General features: G+C 70.4%; 14 protein-coding genes and 1 pseudogene. 5 read left to right on the forward strand and 10 right to left on the reverse strand.

What is annotated here, in order from left to right; genetic code table 11:
* Positions 1 to 7 precede the first annotated feature (7 nt).
* The 6 genes and pseudogenes from iolD to KBA23_RS02870 form a co-directional block, all read right to left on the reverse strand.
* Positions 8 to 1,843, reverse strand: a complete 1,836-nt coding sequence (iolD, locus tag KBA23_RS02845) for a 3D-(3,5/4)-trihydroxycyclohexane-1,2-dione acylhydrolase (decyclizing) (protein WP_290736752.1) — start codon at positions 1,841 to 1,843, stop codon at positions 8 to 10.
* Between the two features lie 23 nt (positions 1,844 to 1,866).
* Positions 1,867 to 3,792 (reverse strand): 5-dehydro-2-deoxygluconokinase, encoded by a 1,926-nt coding sequence (gene iolC / locus KBA23_RS02850; protein WP_290736650.1) that lies wholly within the window; start codon positions 3,790 to 3,792, stop codon positions 1,867 to 1,869.
* A gap of 71 nt (positions 3,793 to 3,863) precedes the next feature.
* Positions 3,864 to 4,070, reverse strand: coding sequence for a hypothetical protein (locus KBA23_RS02855; protein ID WP_290736652.1), 207 nt, complete (start codon positions 4,068 to 4,070; stop codon positions 3,864 to 3,866).
* A 10-nt stretch (positions 4,071 to 4,080) separates the two neighbouring features.
* Positions 4,081 to 4,290 (reverse strand): annotated as a pseudogene (locus KBA23_RS02860) (hypothetical protein); the annotation flags it as partial.
* Positions 4,278 to 4,484, reverse strand: a complete 207-nt coding sequence (locus tag KBA23_RS02865) for a hypothetical protein (protein ID WP_290736654.1) — start codon at positions 4,482 to 4,484, stop codon at positions 4,278 to 4,280. The pseudogene KBA23_RS02860 and the gene KBA23_RS02865, both read right to left, overlap by 13 nt.
* 130 nt (positions 4,485 to 4,614) lie before the next feature.
* On the reverse strand, positions 4,615 to 6,114 hold the full coding sequence (locus KBA23_RS02870) for a CoA-acylating methylmalonate-semialdehyde dehydrogenase (RefSeq protein WP_290736656.1): 1,500 nt from the start codon (positions 6,112 to 6,114) through the stop codon (positions 4,615 to 4,617).
* A 76-nt stretch (positions 6,115 to 6,190) separates the two neighbouring features.
* On the opposite strand from KBA23_RS02870, the gene KBA23_RS02875 reads away from it, so the two are divergent.
* The 3 genes from KBA23_RS02875 to KBA23_RS02885 all read left to right on the forward strand — a co-directional run bounded on the left by KBA23_RS02875 (position 6,191) and on the right by KBA23_RS02885 (position 10,000).
* Positions 6,191 to 7,105, forward strand: coding sequence for a LysR family transcriptional regulator (locus KBA23_RS02875; protein ID WP_290736658.1), 915 nt, complete (start codon positions 6,191 to 6,193; stop codon positions 7,103 to 7,105).
* A gap of 111 nt (positions 7,106 to 7,216) precedes the next feature.
* Positions 7,217 to 8,983, forward strand: a complete 1,767-nt coding sequence (gene phaC / locus KBA23_RS02880) for a class I poly(R)-hydroxyalkanoic acid synthase (RefSeq protein WP_290736661.1) — start codon at positions 7,217 to 7,219, stop codon at positions 8,981 to 8,983.
* A 222-nt stretch (positions 8,984 to 9,205) separates the two neighbouring features.
* Complete coding sequence (locus KBA23_RS02885; RefSeq protein WP_290736664.1) at positions 9,206 to 10,000, forward strand: DUF2189 domain-containing protein; 795 nt, start codon at positions 9,206 to 9,208, stop codon at positions 9,998 to 10,000.
* A gap of 95 nt (positions 10,001 to 10,095) precedes the next feature.
* Here the strand turns inward: KBA23_RS02885 and KBA23_RS02890 are convergent, their stop codons facing one another.
* The 3 genes from KBA23_RS02890 to bcp form a co-directional block, all read right to left on the reverse strand.
* Complete coding sequence (locus KBA23_RS02890) at positions 10,096 to 10,542, reverse strand: polymer-forming cytoskeletal protein (protein ID WP_290736667.1); 447 nt, start codon at positions 10,540 to 10,542, stop codon at positions 10,096 to 10,098.
* A gap of 52 nt (positions 10,543 to 10,594) precedes the next feature.
* On the reverse strand, positions 10,595 to 11,878 hold the full coding sequence (locus KBA23_RS02895) for a DUF5930 domain-containing protein (RefSeq protein WP_290736669.1): 1,284 nt from the start codon (positions 11,876 to 11,878) through the stop codon (positions 10,595 to 10,597).
* 182 nt (positions 11,879 to 12,060) lie between these two features.
* On the reverse strand, positions 12,061 to 12,528 hold the full coding sequence (gene bcp, locus KBA23_RS02900; protein ID WP_290736672.1) for a thioredoxin-dependent thiol peroxidase: 468 nt from the start codon (positions 12,526 to 12,528) through the stop codon (positions 12,061 to 12,063).
* A gap of 108 nt (positions 12,529 to 12,636) precedes the next feature.
* Between bcp and queA the strand changes: the two genes are divergently transcribed.
* Complete coding sequence (gene queA / locus KBA23_RS02905; RefSeq protein WP_290736675.1) at positions 12,637 to 13,689, forward strand: tRNA preQ1(34) S-adenosylmethionine ribosyltransferase-isomerase QueA; 1,053 nt, start codon at positions 12,637 to 12,639, stop codon at positions 13,687 to 13,689.
* Here queA and KBA23_RS02910 read toward each other — a convergent pair.
* Positions 13,673 to 14,554 (reverse strand): alpha/beta hydrolase, encoded by an 882-nt coding sequence (locus KBA23_RS02910; RefSeq protein WP_290736677.1) that lies wholly within the window; start codon positions 14,552 to 14,554, stop codon positions 13,673 to 13,675. The genes queA and KBA23_RS02910 overlap by 17 nt on opposite strands.
* A gap of 185 nt (positions 14,555 to 14,739) precedes the next feature.
* Between KBA23_RS02910 and KBA23_RS02915 the strand changes: the two genes are divergently transcribed.
* Positions 14,740 to 15,978, forward strand: a complete 1,239-nt coding sequence (locus tag KBA23_RS02915) for an MFS transporter (RefSeq protein WP_290736680.1) — start codon at positions 14,740 to 14,742, stop codon at positions 15,976 to 15,978.
* The last annotated feature ends 37 nt before the right edge of the window (positions 15,979 to 16,015 follow it).

Genomic DNA, 16,015 nt, shown 5'->3' on the forward strand with positions numbered 1-16,015 from the left:
TCGGCCCTCAGTTGAAGACGCGCTGGAGCGCGGCGTTGGCGTCGTAGCGTTCGCGGGCCTTTATGAGCCGCTCGGGGCCGCCGACCTGCGGCACCGCGACGTCCCACCAGTGGCCGCCGGCGCCGGTTCCGGAGACCGCCTCGGTGTCGATGACGATGACGGAAGGGATGTCGCGGCCGCGGGCGGCGACGATCTTCGCCTCGAGGTCGGCGATGCCGGCGGCCTTCTCGGCGTGCGCGCCCATCGAGGCGGCGTGCGCCACGAAGTCGATCTCGGGCTGAACCTCGACGTTCGCGTCCTTGTACATGTTGTTGAACTCGGCGCCGCCACACTCCTGCTGCAGGCGGTTGATGCAGCCGTAGCCGCGGTTGTCGGTCAGCACGATGGTGAAGGGCACGCGGCGCATCACCGCCGTCGCCAGCTCGGAGTTGGCCATCATGTAGCTGCCGTCGCCGACGAAACAGATCACCTCCCGGTCGGGCGCGGCGAGCTTGATCCCCATGGCGCCGGCGATCTCGTAGCCCATGCAGGAATAGCCGTACTCCATGTGATAGCCGCCCTTCGCCGCCTGCCACAGCACCTGCAGCGCGCCCGGCATGGTGCCGGCGGCGCACATGGCGACGGTGTGCTCGGTGGCGACGCGCTGCAAGGCGCCGATCACCTGGGCGTCGGAGGGGAGCTTGTTGGCGTCCTTGGCCGGCGCGGCGGTGACCTTCGCGACGGCGGCGTGCCAGTCGCTGCGCGCCCTGGCGTCGGCCGCGGCGAAACGGGTCTGCCCAAGGGCGGCGTCGATCTTCTCCAGCGTCACCTTCGCGTCGCCGACGACGCCGAGCGCGCCGTGCTTGAGCGCGTCGTAGCCGTGGACGTTGATCGAGACGAGGCGGCGCTCGGGGTTGGCGAAGACCGTCCACGAGCCGGTGGTGAAGTCCTGGAAGCGGGTGCCGACGCCGATGACGAGGTCGGCCGCTTCGCAGGCCGCATTGCCGCAGTCCGAGCCGGTGACGCCGGGCGAGCCGAAGTTCATCGGGTGTTCGAAGCTCGTCGCGCCCTTGCCGGCCTGGGTCTCGAGGATCGGGATGTTCCGCCGCGCGGCGAAGTCCGCGAGCAGCTCCTCGGCGCCCGAGTAGAGCACGCCGCCGCCCGAGACGATGACCGGGGCCTTGGCGGCCTTGATGGCATCCACGACCGCCGCGACCTCGACGGGGTCGGGCTCAGGGCGGCGGATGCGCCAGACGCGGGGCTCGAAGAACGCGGCGGGGTAGTCGAAGGCCTCGGCCTGCACGTCCTGGCAAAAGGCGAGGCAGACCGGGCCGCAGTCGACCGGGTCGGTCATCGTGCGGAGCGCGCGGGGGAGCGCGGTCAGGACGTGCTCGGGCCGGGTGATGCGGTCGAAGTAACGGGTGACCGGCCTGAAGCAGTCGTTCGCCGACACGGTGCCCTCGTCGAAGTCCTCGATCTGCTGCAGCACCGGGTCGGGGCGGCGGTTGGCGAAGACGTCGCCGCAGATGAACAGCACCGGCAGGCGGTTGACGTGGGCGAGCGCCGCGGCGGTGACCATGTTGGTCGAGCCCGGGCCGATCGAGGAGGTGACGGCATGCGCGCGGCGGCGGCGCTTGGTCTTGGCGTAGGCGATCGCCGCATGCGCCATGGTTTGCTCGTTCTGCCCGCGCCAGGTCGGCAGCACTTCGCTATAGCGGTGCAACGCCTCGCCGACACCGGCGACGTTGCCGTGGCCGAAGATCGCCCAGACGCCCTCGATGAAGCGCGTCCCCTCCTCGGTCACCTGCACGCTCAGCCAGCGCATCATCGCCTGCGCCGCCGTCAGCCGCACGGTTCCGCCCATCGGCTCGCCTCCCTTCGTGTCCTTCATGCCACTGCCTCCCGCGCTTTCGTCCGCGCCTTGTCCCAGACCCCGCAGAGCCGGGCATAGCGGCGGGCCATCTCGGCGACCGCCGTGTCGTCGTCGATGTCGCCCTTCATCCAGCCCCGCGCCACCTCGCCGAAGATCGTGCGGCCGACGGCGAAGCCCTTGACGAGGTCGAAGCCAGCCGCGGTCTCGAAGCTCTCGGCCAGCTCCGCCTCCGGCGCGTCGAGACCGAGGACGACGATGCCGCGGGTGTGGACGTCGCGCTCCTCGATCGCCGCGATGGCCGCGCCCCAGGCGGCGCGCGAGGTCATCGGCTCGAGCTTCCACCAGTCGGGCCAGACGCCGGCGGCGTAGAACTGCCGGATCAGCGTCGCGGTGGTCATGTCGTCGACGGGGCCGACCTTCGAGGGGATGATTTCCAGCAGGAATTCAAGCCGGTTGCGCCGCGACGCCTCCCACAGCCGCTTCACCGTCGCCTCCTGCCCGGCGCGCAGCTCCGGCGTGTCATCGGGGTGGCAGAAGCACAGCACCTTCACCACGTCCTCGCGCGCCCACTCGCCGAGCCCGCCGAGGTCGCTGCCAAGCTCGGGCTCCAGCGCCAGCGGCCGCGAGCCCGGCCATTCGCAGGGCCGGCCGATCCAGAGCCCCGAGCCGGAGGCGGCGTGCAGCGCCGCCCGCCCGAGACGGTTGTCGCAGAGGATGCCGTAGCCCGGGTGGCCGTCGGCGACCGCGAGCGCCGCCTTCAGGCACAACGCCTTGAAGGCGCCGATCTTCGCCGGGGTCGCCCCCTCCATCTCCTCGAGCTGCATCCGGTGGTCGAAGGCGAAGACCCGCATCTCCGACCAGTCGCCGCCGTGCTCGCGTTGCCGGTTGGTGGACCAGTGGACCTGTTCGAGCGCTGTGTCGTTCCTGAGGTCGGGTCGGACGACACCGCGATCGAGGAAGAACTCGAGCTCGGTCAGCGACGGATAGGCCGGGGTGCAGCCGTGGCGCGACACCGCGAAGGCGCCGCAGGCGTTGGCGAACTTCAGGCTCGTCGGCCAGTCCTCGCCGGTCAGCCAACCGCGCAGCAGCCCGGAGAAGAAGCCGTCGCCGGCCCCGAGCACGTTGAAGACCTCGATCGGGAAGCCGGGCCCGGTCTGGCCGTCGTCGAGCGAGGCCGGGATCGGCCCCTCGAAGGCCGAGGCGCCGCGGGCGCCGCGCTTGCAGATCAGGGTGGCGTTCGAGACGGCGCGCACGGCGAGCAGCGCTTCGAGCGTGTCGGTCGAGCCGCCGGCGATGTGGAACTCCTCCTCGGTGCCGACGATGAGGTCGAAGAGATGGAGCGTCGATTGCAGCTTCTTCGTCACCGCCGCGCTCTCGACGAAGCGGCTCTCGCCCTCGCCGTGGCCGGCGACGCCCCAGAGGTTCGGGCGGTAGTCGATGTCGAGCGCCGTCTTCGCCCCGTGCTTGCGCGCGAGGGTTAGGGCCTTCAGCACCGCTGCCTCGGTCTGCGGGTGGCTGAGATGCGTCCCGGTGGCGAGCACCGCCCGCGCCTCGGCGATGAAGCCCTCGTCGATGTCGGCCTCGGTCAACCCCATGTCGGCGCAGTTCTCGCGGTAGAAGATCAGCGGAAACCGCTCGTCGTCGCGGATGCCGAGCAGCACCAGCGCCGTCAGCCGCTCCGGGTCGACCTTGACCCCGCGCGTGTCGACGCCCTCGCGCGCCAGCTGCTCGACGATGAAGCGCCCCATGTGCTCGTCGCCGACCCCGGTGATCACCGCCGAGCGCAGCCCCAGCCGCGCCGTGCCGCAGGCGATGTTGGTCGGCGAGCCCCCGATATACTTCGAGAAGCTCCCCATGTCCTCCAGCCGACCGCCGATCTGGTCGCCGTAAAGGTCGACAGACGACCGGCCGATGGTGATCAGGTCCAATGTCTTCGTCATCGCAGAGCCCCCTCCCAATCCTTGCCTGCGGCCGCGTGCCTACGCCCCGGTCCGCTCCGTCAGCTCCTCGGTCACGGCGCCATGCTCGCGCGGAGCGCGGCCTCGGGATCTGCAAGACGAAGCCGAGGGCGACGAGTCTCGCGGATCTGGCGCATGTCAAGCCGGTCGGCCCCGTCGACCAGCACCGGCTGCGGATCGAGCATCGCGTCGACCGCGAGCGCGACGAAGTCCCCGACGGAGAGCTTCGGCGTGGTGATGTGGTTGAGGGCGAAACGCATGGGCCGACCCTCAGGCATGGAGCGCCGGGCGGGCCGGCACGGTGAACGGGACGATCCCCGGCGCTTCCTGCGCCGCGACGCAGGCGTCCGAGGCGATGGCGGCGACGTAGCCGTCCCACGAGGTCGGGCCCGAGGCCGTTCCCCTGGCGGCAGCGTCGTCGATGCGCACGCCCTTCGCCATCTCCAGCAGCACCACCTGCGGATCCCTCAGCCTGGAATGCCGACGCCGGCGTCGGCGAAGGCGCGCTTCACCGTCCTGATGCGGTCGGGAAAGACCCGCGGCGCCTTGAACCACTCGAGGAAGTCGGCCCGGGGGCTGAGCTCCACCCACTCGTAGCCGAGCCCGGCGACCTCCGCCGGCAGGGCTTCGAGCGACAATTGGCGGTGCATGAAAGGGTCGATGGCGAGCTTCATGACGGGACTCCTCGCTGTCGGGCGACAGCGTGCGACGGGATTGCGCCGGACCGGCGCTGGAGCGGACCGGTTCCGTCCCGCCCCCGCCGGTTCACTTGGAGCGATCGAGGTTCCCCCCATAGCTTCCCGATCACCCCATCGTCGGCATGACGAACTCGGCCTCGGCCCGCATCCCCGTCGGCCAGCGCGTCGTGATGGTCTTCAGCCGGGTGTAGAAGCGTACGCCCTCGGGCCCGTGCATGTGGTGGTCGCCGAAGAGCGACGCCTTCCAGCCGCCGAACGAGTGGAAGGCCATCGGCACCGGGATCGGCACGTTGACGCCGACCATGCCGACCTCGATGTCGTGGGCGAAGGCGCGGGCGGCGTCACCGTCGCGGGTGAAGACCGCCACGCCGTTGCCGTACTCGTGCTGGCCGACGAGATCCACGGCCTCGTCATAGTTCCTGGCGCGGACGACGGAGAGGACCGGCCCGAAGATCTCCTCCTTCCACACCGTCATGTCCGGGGTCACGTCGTCGAGCAGCGTGCCGCCGATGAAGTAGCCGTTCTCGTAGCCCTGCGGCGCCTTGAACCCGCGGCCGTCGACGACGACCTTGGCGCCTTCCTTCTCGCCGGCGTCGACATAGCCCCGGACCTTGGCGAGGTGCTGGGCGGTGACGAGCGGACCCATGTCCGAGGCGCGGTCCGAGGCCGGGCCGATCTTCAGGGCCTCGATCTTCGGGATCAGCTTCTCGATCAGGCGGTTCGCGGTCTCCTCGCCGACCGGGACCGCGACCGAGATCGCCATGCACCGCTCGCCGGCCGAGCCGTAGGCCGCGCCCATCAGCGCGCCCACCGCCATGTCGATATCGGCGTCGGGCATGATGATCGCGTGGTTCTTGGCGCCGCCGAGCGCCTGCACGCGCTTTCCGTTGGCGGTGCCGCGGGCATAGATGTAGCGCGCGATCGGCGTCGAGCCGACGAAGCTCACCGCCTTGACGTCGGGGTTGTCGAGCAGCGCGTCGACCGCCTCCTTGTCGCCGTTCACCACGTTGAAGACGCCGTCGGGCACGCCGGCCTGCGTGAGAAGCCCGGCGATGAAGAGCGGGGCGGAGGGATCGCGCTCGGAGGGCTTCAGCACGAAGCAGTTGCCGCAGGCGAGCGCGACGGGGAACATCCACATCGGCACCATGCAGGGGAAGTTGAACGGCGTGATGCCGGCGACGACGCCGAGCGGCTGGCGCAGCGAGTGGCTGTCGACGTTGGTGCCGACGTTCTCGGTCACCTCGCCTTTCAGCAGATGCGGGATGCCGACGGCGAACTCGACGACCTCGAGGCCGCGGGTGACTTCGCCGAGCGCGTCGTCGTGGGTCTTGCCGTGCTCGGCCGAGATCAGCTCGGCGATCCTGTCGGCGTTCTCGATCAGGAGGAACTTGAACTTGTCGAGGATTCGGGCGCGGCGCAGCGGCGGGGTCTTGGCCCAGGCCGGCCACGCCGCCTTGGCGACGGCGACGACCGCATCGACCTCGGCCGTCGTCGCAAGCGGCACGCGCTTCTCCGCGGCGCCGGTCGCGGGATTGAAGACGTCTGCGAAGCGGCCGGACTTGCCGGGGACCTGAGCGCCGGCGACGTAGTGGCTGAGATCGGTCATCGTTTCCTCCTTGCTTGCAGCAAAGGAAGTCGCACTGTAGCCAATGAATAGCAATCGTTCCAGATGAGTAACTGATATGCAGGAAACGACACTCACCTCCGGCCGCCCGGATTGGGACGACGCGCGGATGTTCCTCGCGATCGCCCGCGCCGGACAGATGCTCGGCGCCTCGCGGACGCTTGGCGTCAACCAGGCCACGCTCAGCCGGCGGATGGCGGCCCTCGAGGTTGCGCTGGGCGCCAAGCTCCTTGTCCGGCGCACGCATGGGTGCGAACTGACGGACGCTGGCGCCGTCCTCGTCGAATCCCTGGAGCGCGTCGAAACCGAAATCCTCGCCGTCCAGGCCCGGCTGCAGGGCGCCGACGCCGCCGCCGCGGGCCTGGTGCGGATCGGGGCGCCTGACGGTTTCGGCGTCGGCTTCCTCGCCCCGCGCCTCTCCCGCCTGGCCGACCGGCATCCCGACCTGACGGTGCAGCTCGTCCCGACGCCGCGCGGCTTCTCGCTTTCCCGCCGCGAGGCGGACCTGGCCGTGATGGTCGGCCGCCCCGAGAAGGGCCGTCTCGTCGCGCGCAAGCTGACCGACTACACGCTCGGGCTCTACGCCAGCCCCGCGTACCTCGCGGCCAACCCGGCGCCACGGGAGACCTCCGACCTCATGCGGCACCGCCTGGTCGGCTACGTCGAGGACCTGATCGCGACGCCGGCGCTCAACTATGCCGCCGACTTCCTGCGCGGCTGGCGCTCCACCTTCGAGATCACCAGCGCCGTCGGCCAGGTGGAAGCGGTACGCGCAGGAGCCGGGATCGGCGCCCTGCATGACTACCTCGCCGGCCGGCATGACCTGACGCCGGTGCTGCCGGAACTGAAGGTCGTCCGATCGTACTGGCTCGCGATACACGAGAACCTCCGCGACGTCGCGCGGGTCCGCGTCGCGGCGGAATTCCTGACCGAGACGGTCCGCGAGTCCCAGGCGGCTTTCGTTCGCGATTGACCCAGCGCCGAGAGCGGCGAGGATGAAGGCGTAGCTCCGGATGTCTGTGCTGGCGGTGCGGGCCGTGACGGACTATCGCCGGAAGCAAGGACAAGGACACGGAGGAACCCCATGCTGCCGACTCTTCCCGAAACGACGAAGACCAACCTCGAGCGCCTGTGGACGCTCACGCAGCGCGCGCAGCAGCTCAGCGCCGGGATCGTGGCGACGACGGCCGCCAAGGCGGCAGGTCGGGAATTCTCGATCGTCGACGCCCAGAGCGTCGGCTCCGCCTTCCTGCACGCCATGCAGGAGCTCGCCCAGCGCCCCTGGCAGGTCGCCGCCTACCAGCAGTCGTTGTTTTTCGACGTGGCGCGGGCCTGGACGGGCGCCACCAAGGGCGAGGAGCCGCCAGCGGACCGTCGGTTCCGCGATCCGAAATGGGAGCAGGATCCGACCGGACGGGCGCTGCGCGACGCCCATCTGGCGATTGAGAACGCCACCGTCGGCCTGCTGAAGGCGCTTCCCCAGGGCTCGAAGGAGCAGCTCCGTGCGGAGTTCTACACGCGCCAGCTCCTGAGCGCGCTCTCCCCCAGCAACTTCCTGATGCTGAACCCCGCCGCGCGGGATCGCTTCTTCGAGACCGAGGGCAAGAGCCTCGTCGACGGTTTCGAGAACCTGCTCGACGACCTCGAGGAGGGCGGCCGCCTCGACATCTCGACCAACGACCGCGAGGCCTTCGTCGTCGGGCGCGACCTCGCCACCACGCCGGGCAAGGTCGTCTGGCAGACGCCGCTGATGCAGCTCATCCAGTACGAGCCCACGACCGAGACCCAGTTCCGCAGGCCGCTGCTGTTCGTGCCGGCCTGGATCAACAAGTTCTACATCCTCGACATGCGGCCGAAGAACAGCGTGGTGCGCTACGCGCTCGACCGCGGCCACACGGTCTTCGTGATCTCCTGGGTCAATCCCGGCAAGGAGCACGCGGAGATGTCCTTCGAGGACTACATGAAGCACGGGCCGCTGGCCGCGCTCGACGCCATCGAGAAGCTGACGGGCGAGCGCCAGGTCGACATCCTCGGCTTCTGCATCGGCGGCATCCTCGTCACCGCGACCCTCGCCTACCTCGCCGCCAAGGGCGAGGGCGCGCGCATCGCCACGGCGACGACCCTCGCCACCATGGTCGACTTCACCGACGTCGGCGAACTCGGCGTCTTCATCGACCGCGACCGACTGGCGACGCTGCGCGCGCACATGGCGGAGACCGGCTATCTCGAGAACCACCACCTGCAAGACATGTTCTCGATGATCCGCGAGAACGACCTCGTCTGGTCGTTCCACGTGATGAACTACCTGATGGGTCACCGCCCGCCCGCATTCGATCTGCTCTACTGGAACGCCGATTCCACTCGGCTGCCGGCGGCGATGCTGCTCTGGTACCTCGAAAAGATCTACATCGAGAACGGCCTGAGGAAGCCGGGTCACCTGACGATGGACGGGGTGCCGATCGACATCTCCAAGGTCACGACCCCGTGCTTCGTGCTCGCGACCAAGGAGGACCACATCGCCCCCTGGACCTCGGTCTATCCCACGACCCACCTCCTCGGCGGCGAGGTACGCTTCGTCCTCGGCGGCTCGGGCCACATCGCCGGCGTGATCAACCCGCCGGGCGGCCGGCAGAAGTACGGCTACTGGACCCGCGACGACTACCCGGCCTCGCCGCAGGAATGGCTCGACGGCGCGACCTTCACGTCGGGCTCGTGGTGGCCGACCTGGGCGGAATGGATGGAGGCGAGGGCCGACGGCGAGAAGGTTCCGGCCCGGCATCCCGGCGCAGGGGGCCGGGGCAGGAAGAAGGCCCTGGAGCGGGCGCCGGGGAGCTTCGTGGCGGCGCCCTGAGGCGGCAAGTCACGCGCCGGGGCGGCGTCCGCGCCGCGAGCGCGCGCCCTGGACGGCGATGGCGTTCCATCCTGCCACGATCGCAGCGCCTCCTCGCTCTGCTCCCTGTCCCTCGCAAGCGTGAGGATGCGGTTTTCCGTCGCCCGGGGCTTGATCTGGAGTAGGGTTGGACGTCATTGAGCGACCAGCCTGCGCGTCGGACGCTGGAGGAGGAAGACAAGCATGACCGTGACCGCCACGCCGTCCGTCGGCGCGCCTCGGCCGCAGGTGCGGCCGATCACCAGGGACGACGTCTACGCGTCGCTCCACGCCGGATGGCTCGATTTCCGCGCCGCGCCGCAGTTCGGGCTGTTCTTCGGCGCGATCTATGCGCTCGGCGGCATGGCGATCTTCCTCGAGCTCTGGCGCCTCGAACAGCCGCTCTGGATCATCCCGCTCGCGCTTGCCTTCCCGCTGCTCGGCCCGTTCCTCGCCATCGGGCTCTACGAGGTCAGCCGCCGGCGCGAGGCGGGCGAGCCCCTCGACTGGTCCGATGTCCTCGGGGTGATCTGGCGCGAGCGCAACCGGCAGATGCCGACGATGGCCTTCATCGTGCTCGCGGGCTTCATGGTCTGGATGTGGTTCGCGCGGCTGATCCTGGCGGTCTCTCTCGGGCGGATGCGCTTCGCGGTCTATTCCGACCTCGACATCCTGTTCACGACCGGCGCCGGGCTCGGGATGCTGGTCGCGGGAACTCTGGTGGGCGGCGTGATCGCGCTCGTGCTCTTCTCCCTGACCGCCGTGTCGCTGCCGCTCCTGCTCGACCGCGAGGTGGACTTCGTCACCGCCATGGCGACGAGCGTGAAGGCCGTGACGATGAACCCGGCGGCGATGCTGACCTGGGCGCTGATCATCGCCGTCTCGCTCGCCGTCGCGATGCTGCCGTTCTTCCTCGGCCTGCTGGTCGCGCTGCCCGTCCTCGGCCACGCGACCTGGCATCTCTACCGCCGGGTGATCGCCCCTGTGGGGGCCGGCTGACGGGAGATCACCCCACGTCGGGCGGGCGGCCGGCGCGCGTGACGCGCGGCGGCCGCGCAGGCGGCGAACGATTCTCGGCGAAGCTCAGGCAGACGTCAGGGCGTCGCCTCGGCGAGGGCGCCCGACTGGCGCGACGGCCCGGTGATTCGGGCCGGCTGGCCTTGGCCGATCGGATCGTCCTGCCGGTGAACTGACCCCTCGAAATGCGCGCCGTTCTCGATCGCGATCGTCTTGTGGACGATGTCGCCCTCGACCCGCGCGGTGGCCGACAGGCGGATCTTGATCCCGCGCAGTCGACCGACGACCCGGCCGTGGACGACGACTTCCTCGGCGACGATCTCGCCCTGGATGGTCGCGGCCTCGCCGACGATCACCACCTGGGAACGAACGTCGCCCTCGACATTCCCCTCGATCTGGATGTCGCCGCTCGAGCGGATGTTGCCGCTGATCGTGATGTCCGAGGAGAGAACCGAGGCCGCGGGCTTCGGCTTGGGCGCGCTCGGCGCGAAGCTCGCGCGCGGCTCCGGCGCCGTCTCCGTCATCCCTGTCCCCGGGGGCGGGGCTGGCTGCGGCACCACGTCCGGCGTGCGGCTCTTAGAAAACATCCCGGGCGGCCTCCACATAGGTCATTGGGTTCACGGGACGGCCGTTGAGGTGAACCTCGTAGTGGAGGTGCACTCCGGTCACGCGCCCCGTTCGTCCCATATCACCGATGTGGTCCCCGCGCGAGACCCGTTGTCCGGGCTTCACGAGCATGCGGTTCTGGTGGGCGTAGAGGGTCTCGAAGCCGAACTCGTGGCGGATGCGGACGGCGAGCCCGTAGCCCGACTCGCGCCCCGCGCTTTCCACCACCCCGTCGGCGGCGGCATAGATCGGCGTGCCCTGCGGGGCAGCGAAATCGACGCCCGAGTGCATCCGCCGTCCGCCGCCCTTGGGGTCGCGACGATAGCCGAAGCCGGAGGTGAAGCGGTGGGGATCCTTGACCGGCATGGCGTAGGGCACCTTGCCGAGCGCGATGCGGAGCAGGTTGACCCGGTCGACGTCGACCATCAGCTCGTCGAACCTGCTCGCGGTCGGGTCCTCGCCCGGCACGGAGCGGCTGGAGACGCCGATCGGCACGAGCGGCCCGCCCTGGCCGGAATAGGCCATGCGCGTCGCGGCCAGCGTGCTGTCGACGTCGAGCCCGACTTCGCTCAGCGCGTTCTCGAGCGCGTCGCTCGACGAGGCGACGGCGGAGCGCAGCTCGTCGATCATCTCGTCCTGCCGCCGGTTGGCGAGGCGGATCTCCAGCTCGGCGGAGGCGAGTTCGCTCGACAGCGTGGCGCGCTCGGCCGCGACGGCGTCGCGATCCACCACCACCTCGGAGAGCTTGCCCGTCACCTTCTGAAGCGTCGCGATGAGATCGGCCGGGGACACGCCCTCGGCAAGGCGCTCCTTCTCGGCGACCGCCATGTCGCGCGCCTCGATGGTCTCGCGCAGCCGGGCCCGGGAGGCTTCGAGCGCGCCTTCCAGCTCGCGCTGCCCCTCGATCGCGCCGAGAATCGCGGTCTGCTGCTGGGCGATCTGGTCCATCGCCATCTGAAAGCGCTTCTGGGCGGCGACGGCTTCGACCGCCTTCGCGTCGCGCTCGGCGATCAGCGCATCGAGGCGGGCCTGATAGGCGGCGCTCAGCGCCGCGCCCGGTTCGCCGTCGCCGTCGGCCGCGATCCGGTCGACCGCGAAGTCGGCCGTGGCGGCGACGAGCCAACCTCCGAGCACGAGGCCCGCGACCACCAGAAGGGCCTGGGCCGCGGTGGAAATCCTGAGATAGCGGGCGCCGCGGTCGGTGTGGATGAAGATCCGCCGCTCCGGCAACGTCGCGGAGACGGCCCCCTTCAATCCTCGACCACGTCTTGTCATCGCCCGCCCGTCGGTCCGCTTCGCTCCGTTTGGCCCCCCTCGGACGCCGCGCGGACACTTACGGAGCGTTTTGCTGCCGTGCAATACGACGAGGCCGTGAATGGCGCGGGCGGGCTTCGGTCGGCGGATACCTGCTCACGCGGCGGGCGAGCGAGGCCCGGTCAGAAGGACTTCGCCGCCGCGAGAACCTCCTCGACATGGCCGGGAACCTTGACCTTGCGCCAGACCCTCGCCAGCTTTCCCTCGGCGTCGACTAGGAACGTCGCGCGCTCTATCCCCATGTATTTCTTGCCATACATCGACTTCTCGCCCCAGACGCCGTAGCGTTCGGAGACGTCGGATCCCTCGTCCGACAGCAGGATCACCCCGAGCGCGTGCTTGTCGCGAAACTTGTCATGGCTCGCCACGCTGTCCTTGGACACGCCGAGGACGATTACCCCCGCGGCCTCGAAATCCGTCGTCCGGGCCGAGAACTCGACCGCCTCGAGCGTGCATCCGGACGTGTCGTCCTTGGGGTAGAAGTAGACGACGACCTTGCGGCCGCGCAGGTCGGACAGCGCCACCTCGCCGCCCCCGTCGCGGGGCAGACGGAAGTCGGGCGCCATCTCTCCGGGGGCGAGATCGGTCATGGTCATTTCCTCCTCGGGCTCGAATTCCGGAGTCACCGCGAAACAACATGGGCCGCGGCCGGTCAAGCGCCGATTGTGGCGCGCCGCGTCGGCAACTATAGGCGCGGGATGCGCCTCGAGGACTTCGACTTCACCCTGCCGGAGGAACTCATAGCCCTCCGCCCGGCGCGCCCGCGGGCGGCGTCGCGGCTGCTCGTCGCCGACGGCGAGGCGATCGCCGATTCGACCGTCGCGCGCCTGCCCGACTGGCTCGCGCCGGGCGATCTGCTGGTGCTGAACGACACACGGGTGATTCCCGCGCGCCTGACCGGCACGCGCGCCCGCACCGGCGGCGCCGGCGCACACATCGAGGTCACCCTCGTCCAGCGCGAATCAGGCGCCGTCTGGCGGGCGCTCGCCCGGCCGGGAAAGCGCCTCGCCCCCGGCGACCGAATCGACTTCGCCGCGCTCTCGGCGGAGGTGCTCGACAAGGACGGCGCCGAGGTGCGGCTGCGATTCGACCGCGAGGGTGAGGCGCTGGCGGCCGCGCTGGATGCCGTGGGCGAGACGCCGCTGCCGCCCTACATCGCCGCCCGCCGCAAGGCCGACGCCGCCGACCGCGAGGACTACCAGACCGTCTTCGCGACCCGCCCGGGGGCCGTCGCCGCCCCGACCGCGGCGCTCCACCTCGACGAGACGCTCCTCGCCGCGCTCGCTTCGCGCGGGGTCGCCACGACCCGCGTCACCCTCCACGTCGGGGCGGGCACTTTCCTGCCGGTCAAGGACCTCGCGACGCACCGGATGCACGCCGAGTGGGGCGAGATCGGCCCCGCCGCCGTCGAGGCCGTCCGCGCCGCACGCGCCCGTGGCGGTCGGGTCATCCCGGTCGGCACCACGGCGCTGCGCGTGCTGGAAACTGCCGCCGCCGCGACCGGCGACCTCGCGCCCTGGCGCGGCGAGACCGACATCTTCATCCGCCCCGGCCACCGCTTTCGCGCCACGGACGGGCTGATGACCAACTTCCACCTGCCGCGCTCGACGCTCCTGATGCTCGTCGCGGCGCTGATGGGCCTCGACCGCATCCGCCAAATCTACGCCCACGCCATCGCCAACGGCTACCGGTTCTTCTCCTACGGCGACAGCTCGCTGCTGCTGCCCGGCGGACTCACGGCGCGCCGATGAAGCCGAGCGCCAGCTTGCCGAAGGCGTCCGCGTCCTCGATCGGGCCGCCATGCCCGACGCCTTCCATCACCGCGGTCGCGGCATGAGGCAGGCAACCCGCCACCGCCTTCGCCATCTCGGCGAACGCCGGCAGCGTCGTCGCGCCGGTGACGATCAGCGTCGGCGCCCGCACCTTGCCGAGTTCGTCGCAGGTCAGCGCCTTCGGCTTGTCGCCGCCGTTCCAGAACGCGGCGAACGAGGCGGCGTTGTCCTCCTGCATTTCCCGGATCGCGGGCGGCTCCTTGGCGAAGCCGCCGTCCCCGAGCCCGAGCACGGCCTCGACCGCCGCCCGGGTCGCGCCCTCTGTGTCGCCGGCCTCCATCGCCGCGGCGGTCGGCCCCCAGATGCCGTCGAAGGCCTCGGCCGCCGCGTCCGCCTCCGGCGTGCCGCCGAGCATCTCGGGCACGAAGGGCTCGAACAGCACCACCCGCCGCACCTGGTCGGGCTTCTCCGCCGCGACGCGCAGCAGGATCGGCCCGGAATAGGACCAGCCCACCAGATCGACCGGCTCGCCGAGGGTCGCGAGAATGTCCCCGAGGTCGGCGGTGTGCCGGTCCCGCGAGAACGACGCCTCCGGCCAGGCGCTGGTCCCGAACCCGCGCTGGTCGTAGGCGACGAAGCGATGCCCGGCGCCCACCGTGGCCTCCTCCACCCCGCGCCACGCCCGGCTGTCGCCGAGCATGCCGTGGACGAACACCACCGGGCTTCCCTCCCCGGCGACGATCGCCGGGTAGGACGTGCCCCCGGCCTCGATCGCCGTCTCGCCGGCGAGGGCGGGCAGAGCCGAGGCGAGCAATGCGGCGGGAAGAAGCGAACGCATGGTCATGATCCTGTCTCCGCGAAAAGTCGGGCGGCTGACGCGTCGTGCAGCCGATCCTACACCCGCGGCGCCACGCTGTGGAGCGCCGCCACCCGCCGCCGCAGCGGAATCGGCGTCCGCATGTCGGCTCCGGCGCAGCGCGGCGGGCTGCCGCGGTGCAGACTCGCCGCAAACCTGACACGGAAACCGCCATGCTCGCCGTCCTGAACCAATCCTGGGCGCTGCTCCTCGGGATGCTTCTGCTCCTCCTCGGCAACGGCCTCCAGACCACCGTGCTCGGCATCCGTGGCTCGATCGAGGGCTTCAACGCCGAGACGATGTCCTACGTGATGAGCGGCTACTTCGTCGGCTTCCTCGCCGGATCCTACCGCGCCCCCGGCATGATCCGCCGTGTCGGGCATGTCCGCGTCTTCGCCGCGCTGGCCTCGCTGATCTCGGCCGCGTTCATCCTCTACCCCGCGGTGCCCGAGCCCCTGGCCTGGACGGCGATGCGGATGATCGTCGGCTTCTGCTTCGCCGGCGTCTACGTGGTCGCCGAGAGCTGGCTCAACGCCGCCTCGACCAACGAGACGCGCGGCCAGACCCTTTCGCTCTACATGCTGACCCAGATCGTCGGCATCATCGCCTCGCAGGCTTTCGTCACCCTCGCCGACCCTTCCGGCTACGCGCTCTTCATCGTCATGTCGGTGCTCGTCTCGGTCGCCTTCACGCCCATCCTGCTGACGCCCGTCGCGGCGCCCGCCTACCAGGCGGGCAAGCGCATGTCGCTCGGCGAGCTGTTCCGCATCTCGCCGCTCGGCTGCGTCGGCACCTTCCTGCTGGGCGGCGTCTTCGCCGGCATCTTCTCGATGTCCTCGGTGTTCGGCGCCGAGAAGGGGCTCTCCGTCTCGCAGATCGCGCTCTTCGTCGCGATCAGCTACACCGGCGGCCTGGTCTTCCAGTTCCCGATCGGCTGGGTCTCCGACCGCATGGACCGCCGCCTGCTCATCATGGGGCTGACCGCCTTCGGCGCGGTCTTCACCTTTGCCGGCATGTTCTTCACCGGCCACATCGCCGCGGTCATGGCGATCGGCTTCGTCCTCGGCGCGGTGGCGAACCCGCTCTATGCGCTGATCATCGCCTACACCAACGACTTCCTCGACGCCGCCGACATGGCGGCGGCCTCGGGCGGGCTCCTCTTCATCCACGGCGTCGGCGCGGCGATCGGGCCGATCCTGATCGGCTCGGTGATGCAGCTTTTCGGCGCGGACGCCTTCTTCGCCTTCGTCGGCGGCTGCCTCGCGCTCATCGCGACCTATGCCGCCTGGCGAATGACGCAGCGCGCGGCCCCGACCGCAGCGGAGACCTCGTCCTACGCGCCGATGCTCGCCACCGCGACGCCGGTCGCCGTCGAGGCCGCGCTCTCGACCTCGGACGCGCCGGGACGCTGAACCGCCGCTTCCCTTTTTCCCGCCGCTCGGCGAGAAT

Source organism: Amaricoccus sp., from assembly GCF_017995835.1.
Classification (GTDB): Bacteria; Pseudomonadota; Alphaproteobacteria; order Rhodobacterales; family Rhodobacteraceae; genus Amaricoccus.

Coding starts and splice junctions, on each gene's coding strand:
- iolD (WP_290736752.1), bottom strand. CDS start 1,843: ATGGGCGGAACCGTGCGGCTGACGGCGGCGCAGGCGATGATGCGCTGG.
- iolC (WP_290736650.1), bottom strand. CDS start 3,792: ATGACGAAGACATTGGACCTGATCACCATCGGCCGGTCGTCTGTCGAC.
- KBA23_RS02855 (WP_290736652.1), bottom strand. CDS start 4,070: ATGCGTTTCGCCCTCAACCACATCACCACGCCGAAGCTCTCCGTCGGG.
- KBA23_RS02865 (WP_290736654.1), bottom strand. CDS start 4,484: ATGAAGCTCGCCATCGACCCTTTCATGCACCGCCAATTGTCGCTCGAA.
- KBA23_RS02870 (WP_290736656.1), bottom strand. CDS start 6,114: ATGACCGATCTCAGCCACTACGTCGCCGGCGCTCAGGTCCCCGGCAAG.
- KBA23_RS02875 (WP_290736658.1), top strand. CDS start 6,191: ATGCAGGAAACGACACTCACCTCCGGCCGCCCGGATTGGGACGACGCG.
- phaC (WP_290736661.1), top strand. CDS start 7,217: ATGCTGCCGACTCTTCCCGAAACGACGAAGACCAACCTCGAGCGCCTG.
- KBA23_RS02885 (WP_290736664.1), top strand. CDS start 9,206: ATGACCGTGACCGCCACGCCGTCCGTCGGCGCGCCTCGGCCGCAGGTG.
- KBA23_RS02890 (WP_290736667.1), bottom strand. CDS start 10,542: ATGACGGAGACGGCGCCGGAGCCGCGCGCGAGCTTCGCGCCGAGCGCG.
- bcp (WP_290736672.1), bottom strand. CDS start 12,528: ATGACCGATCTCGCCCCCGGAGAGATGGCGCCCGACTTCCGTCTGCCC.
- queA (WP_290736675.1), top strand. CDS start 12,637: ATGCGCCTCGAGGACTTCGACTTCACCCTGCCGGAGGAACTCATAGCC.
- KBA23_RS02910 (WP_290736677.1), bottom strand. CDS start 14,554: ATGACCATGCGTTCGCTTCTTCCCGCCGCATTGCTCGCCTCGGCTCTG.
- KBA23_RS02915 (WP_290736680.1), top strand. CDS start 14,740: ATGCTCGCCGTCCTGAACCAATCCTGGGCGCTGCTCCTCGGGATGCTT.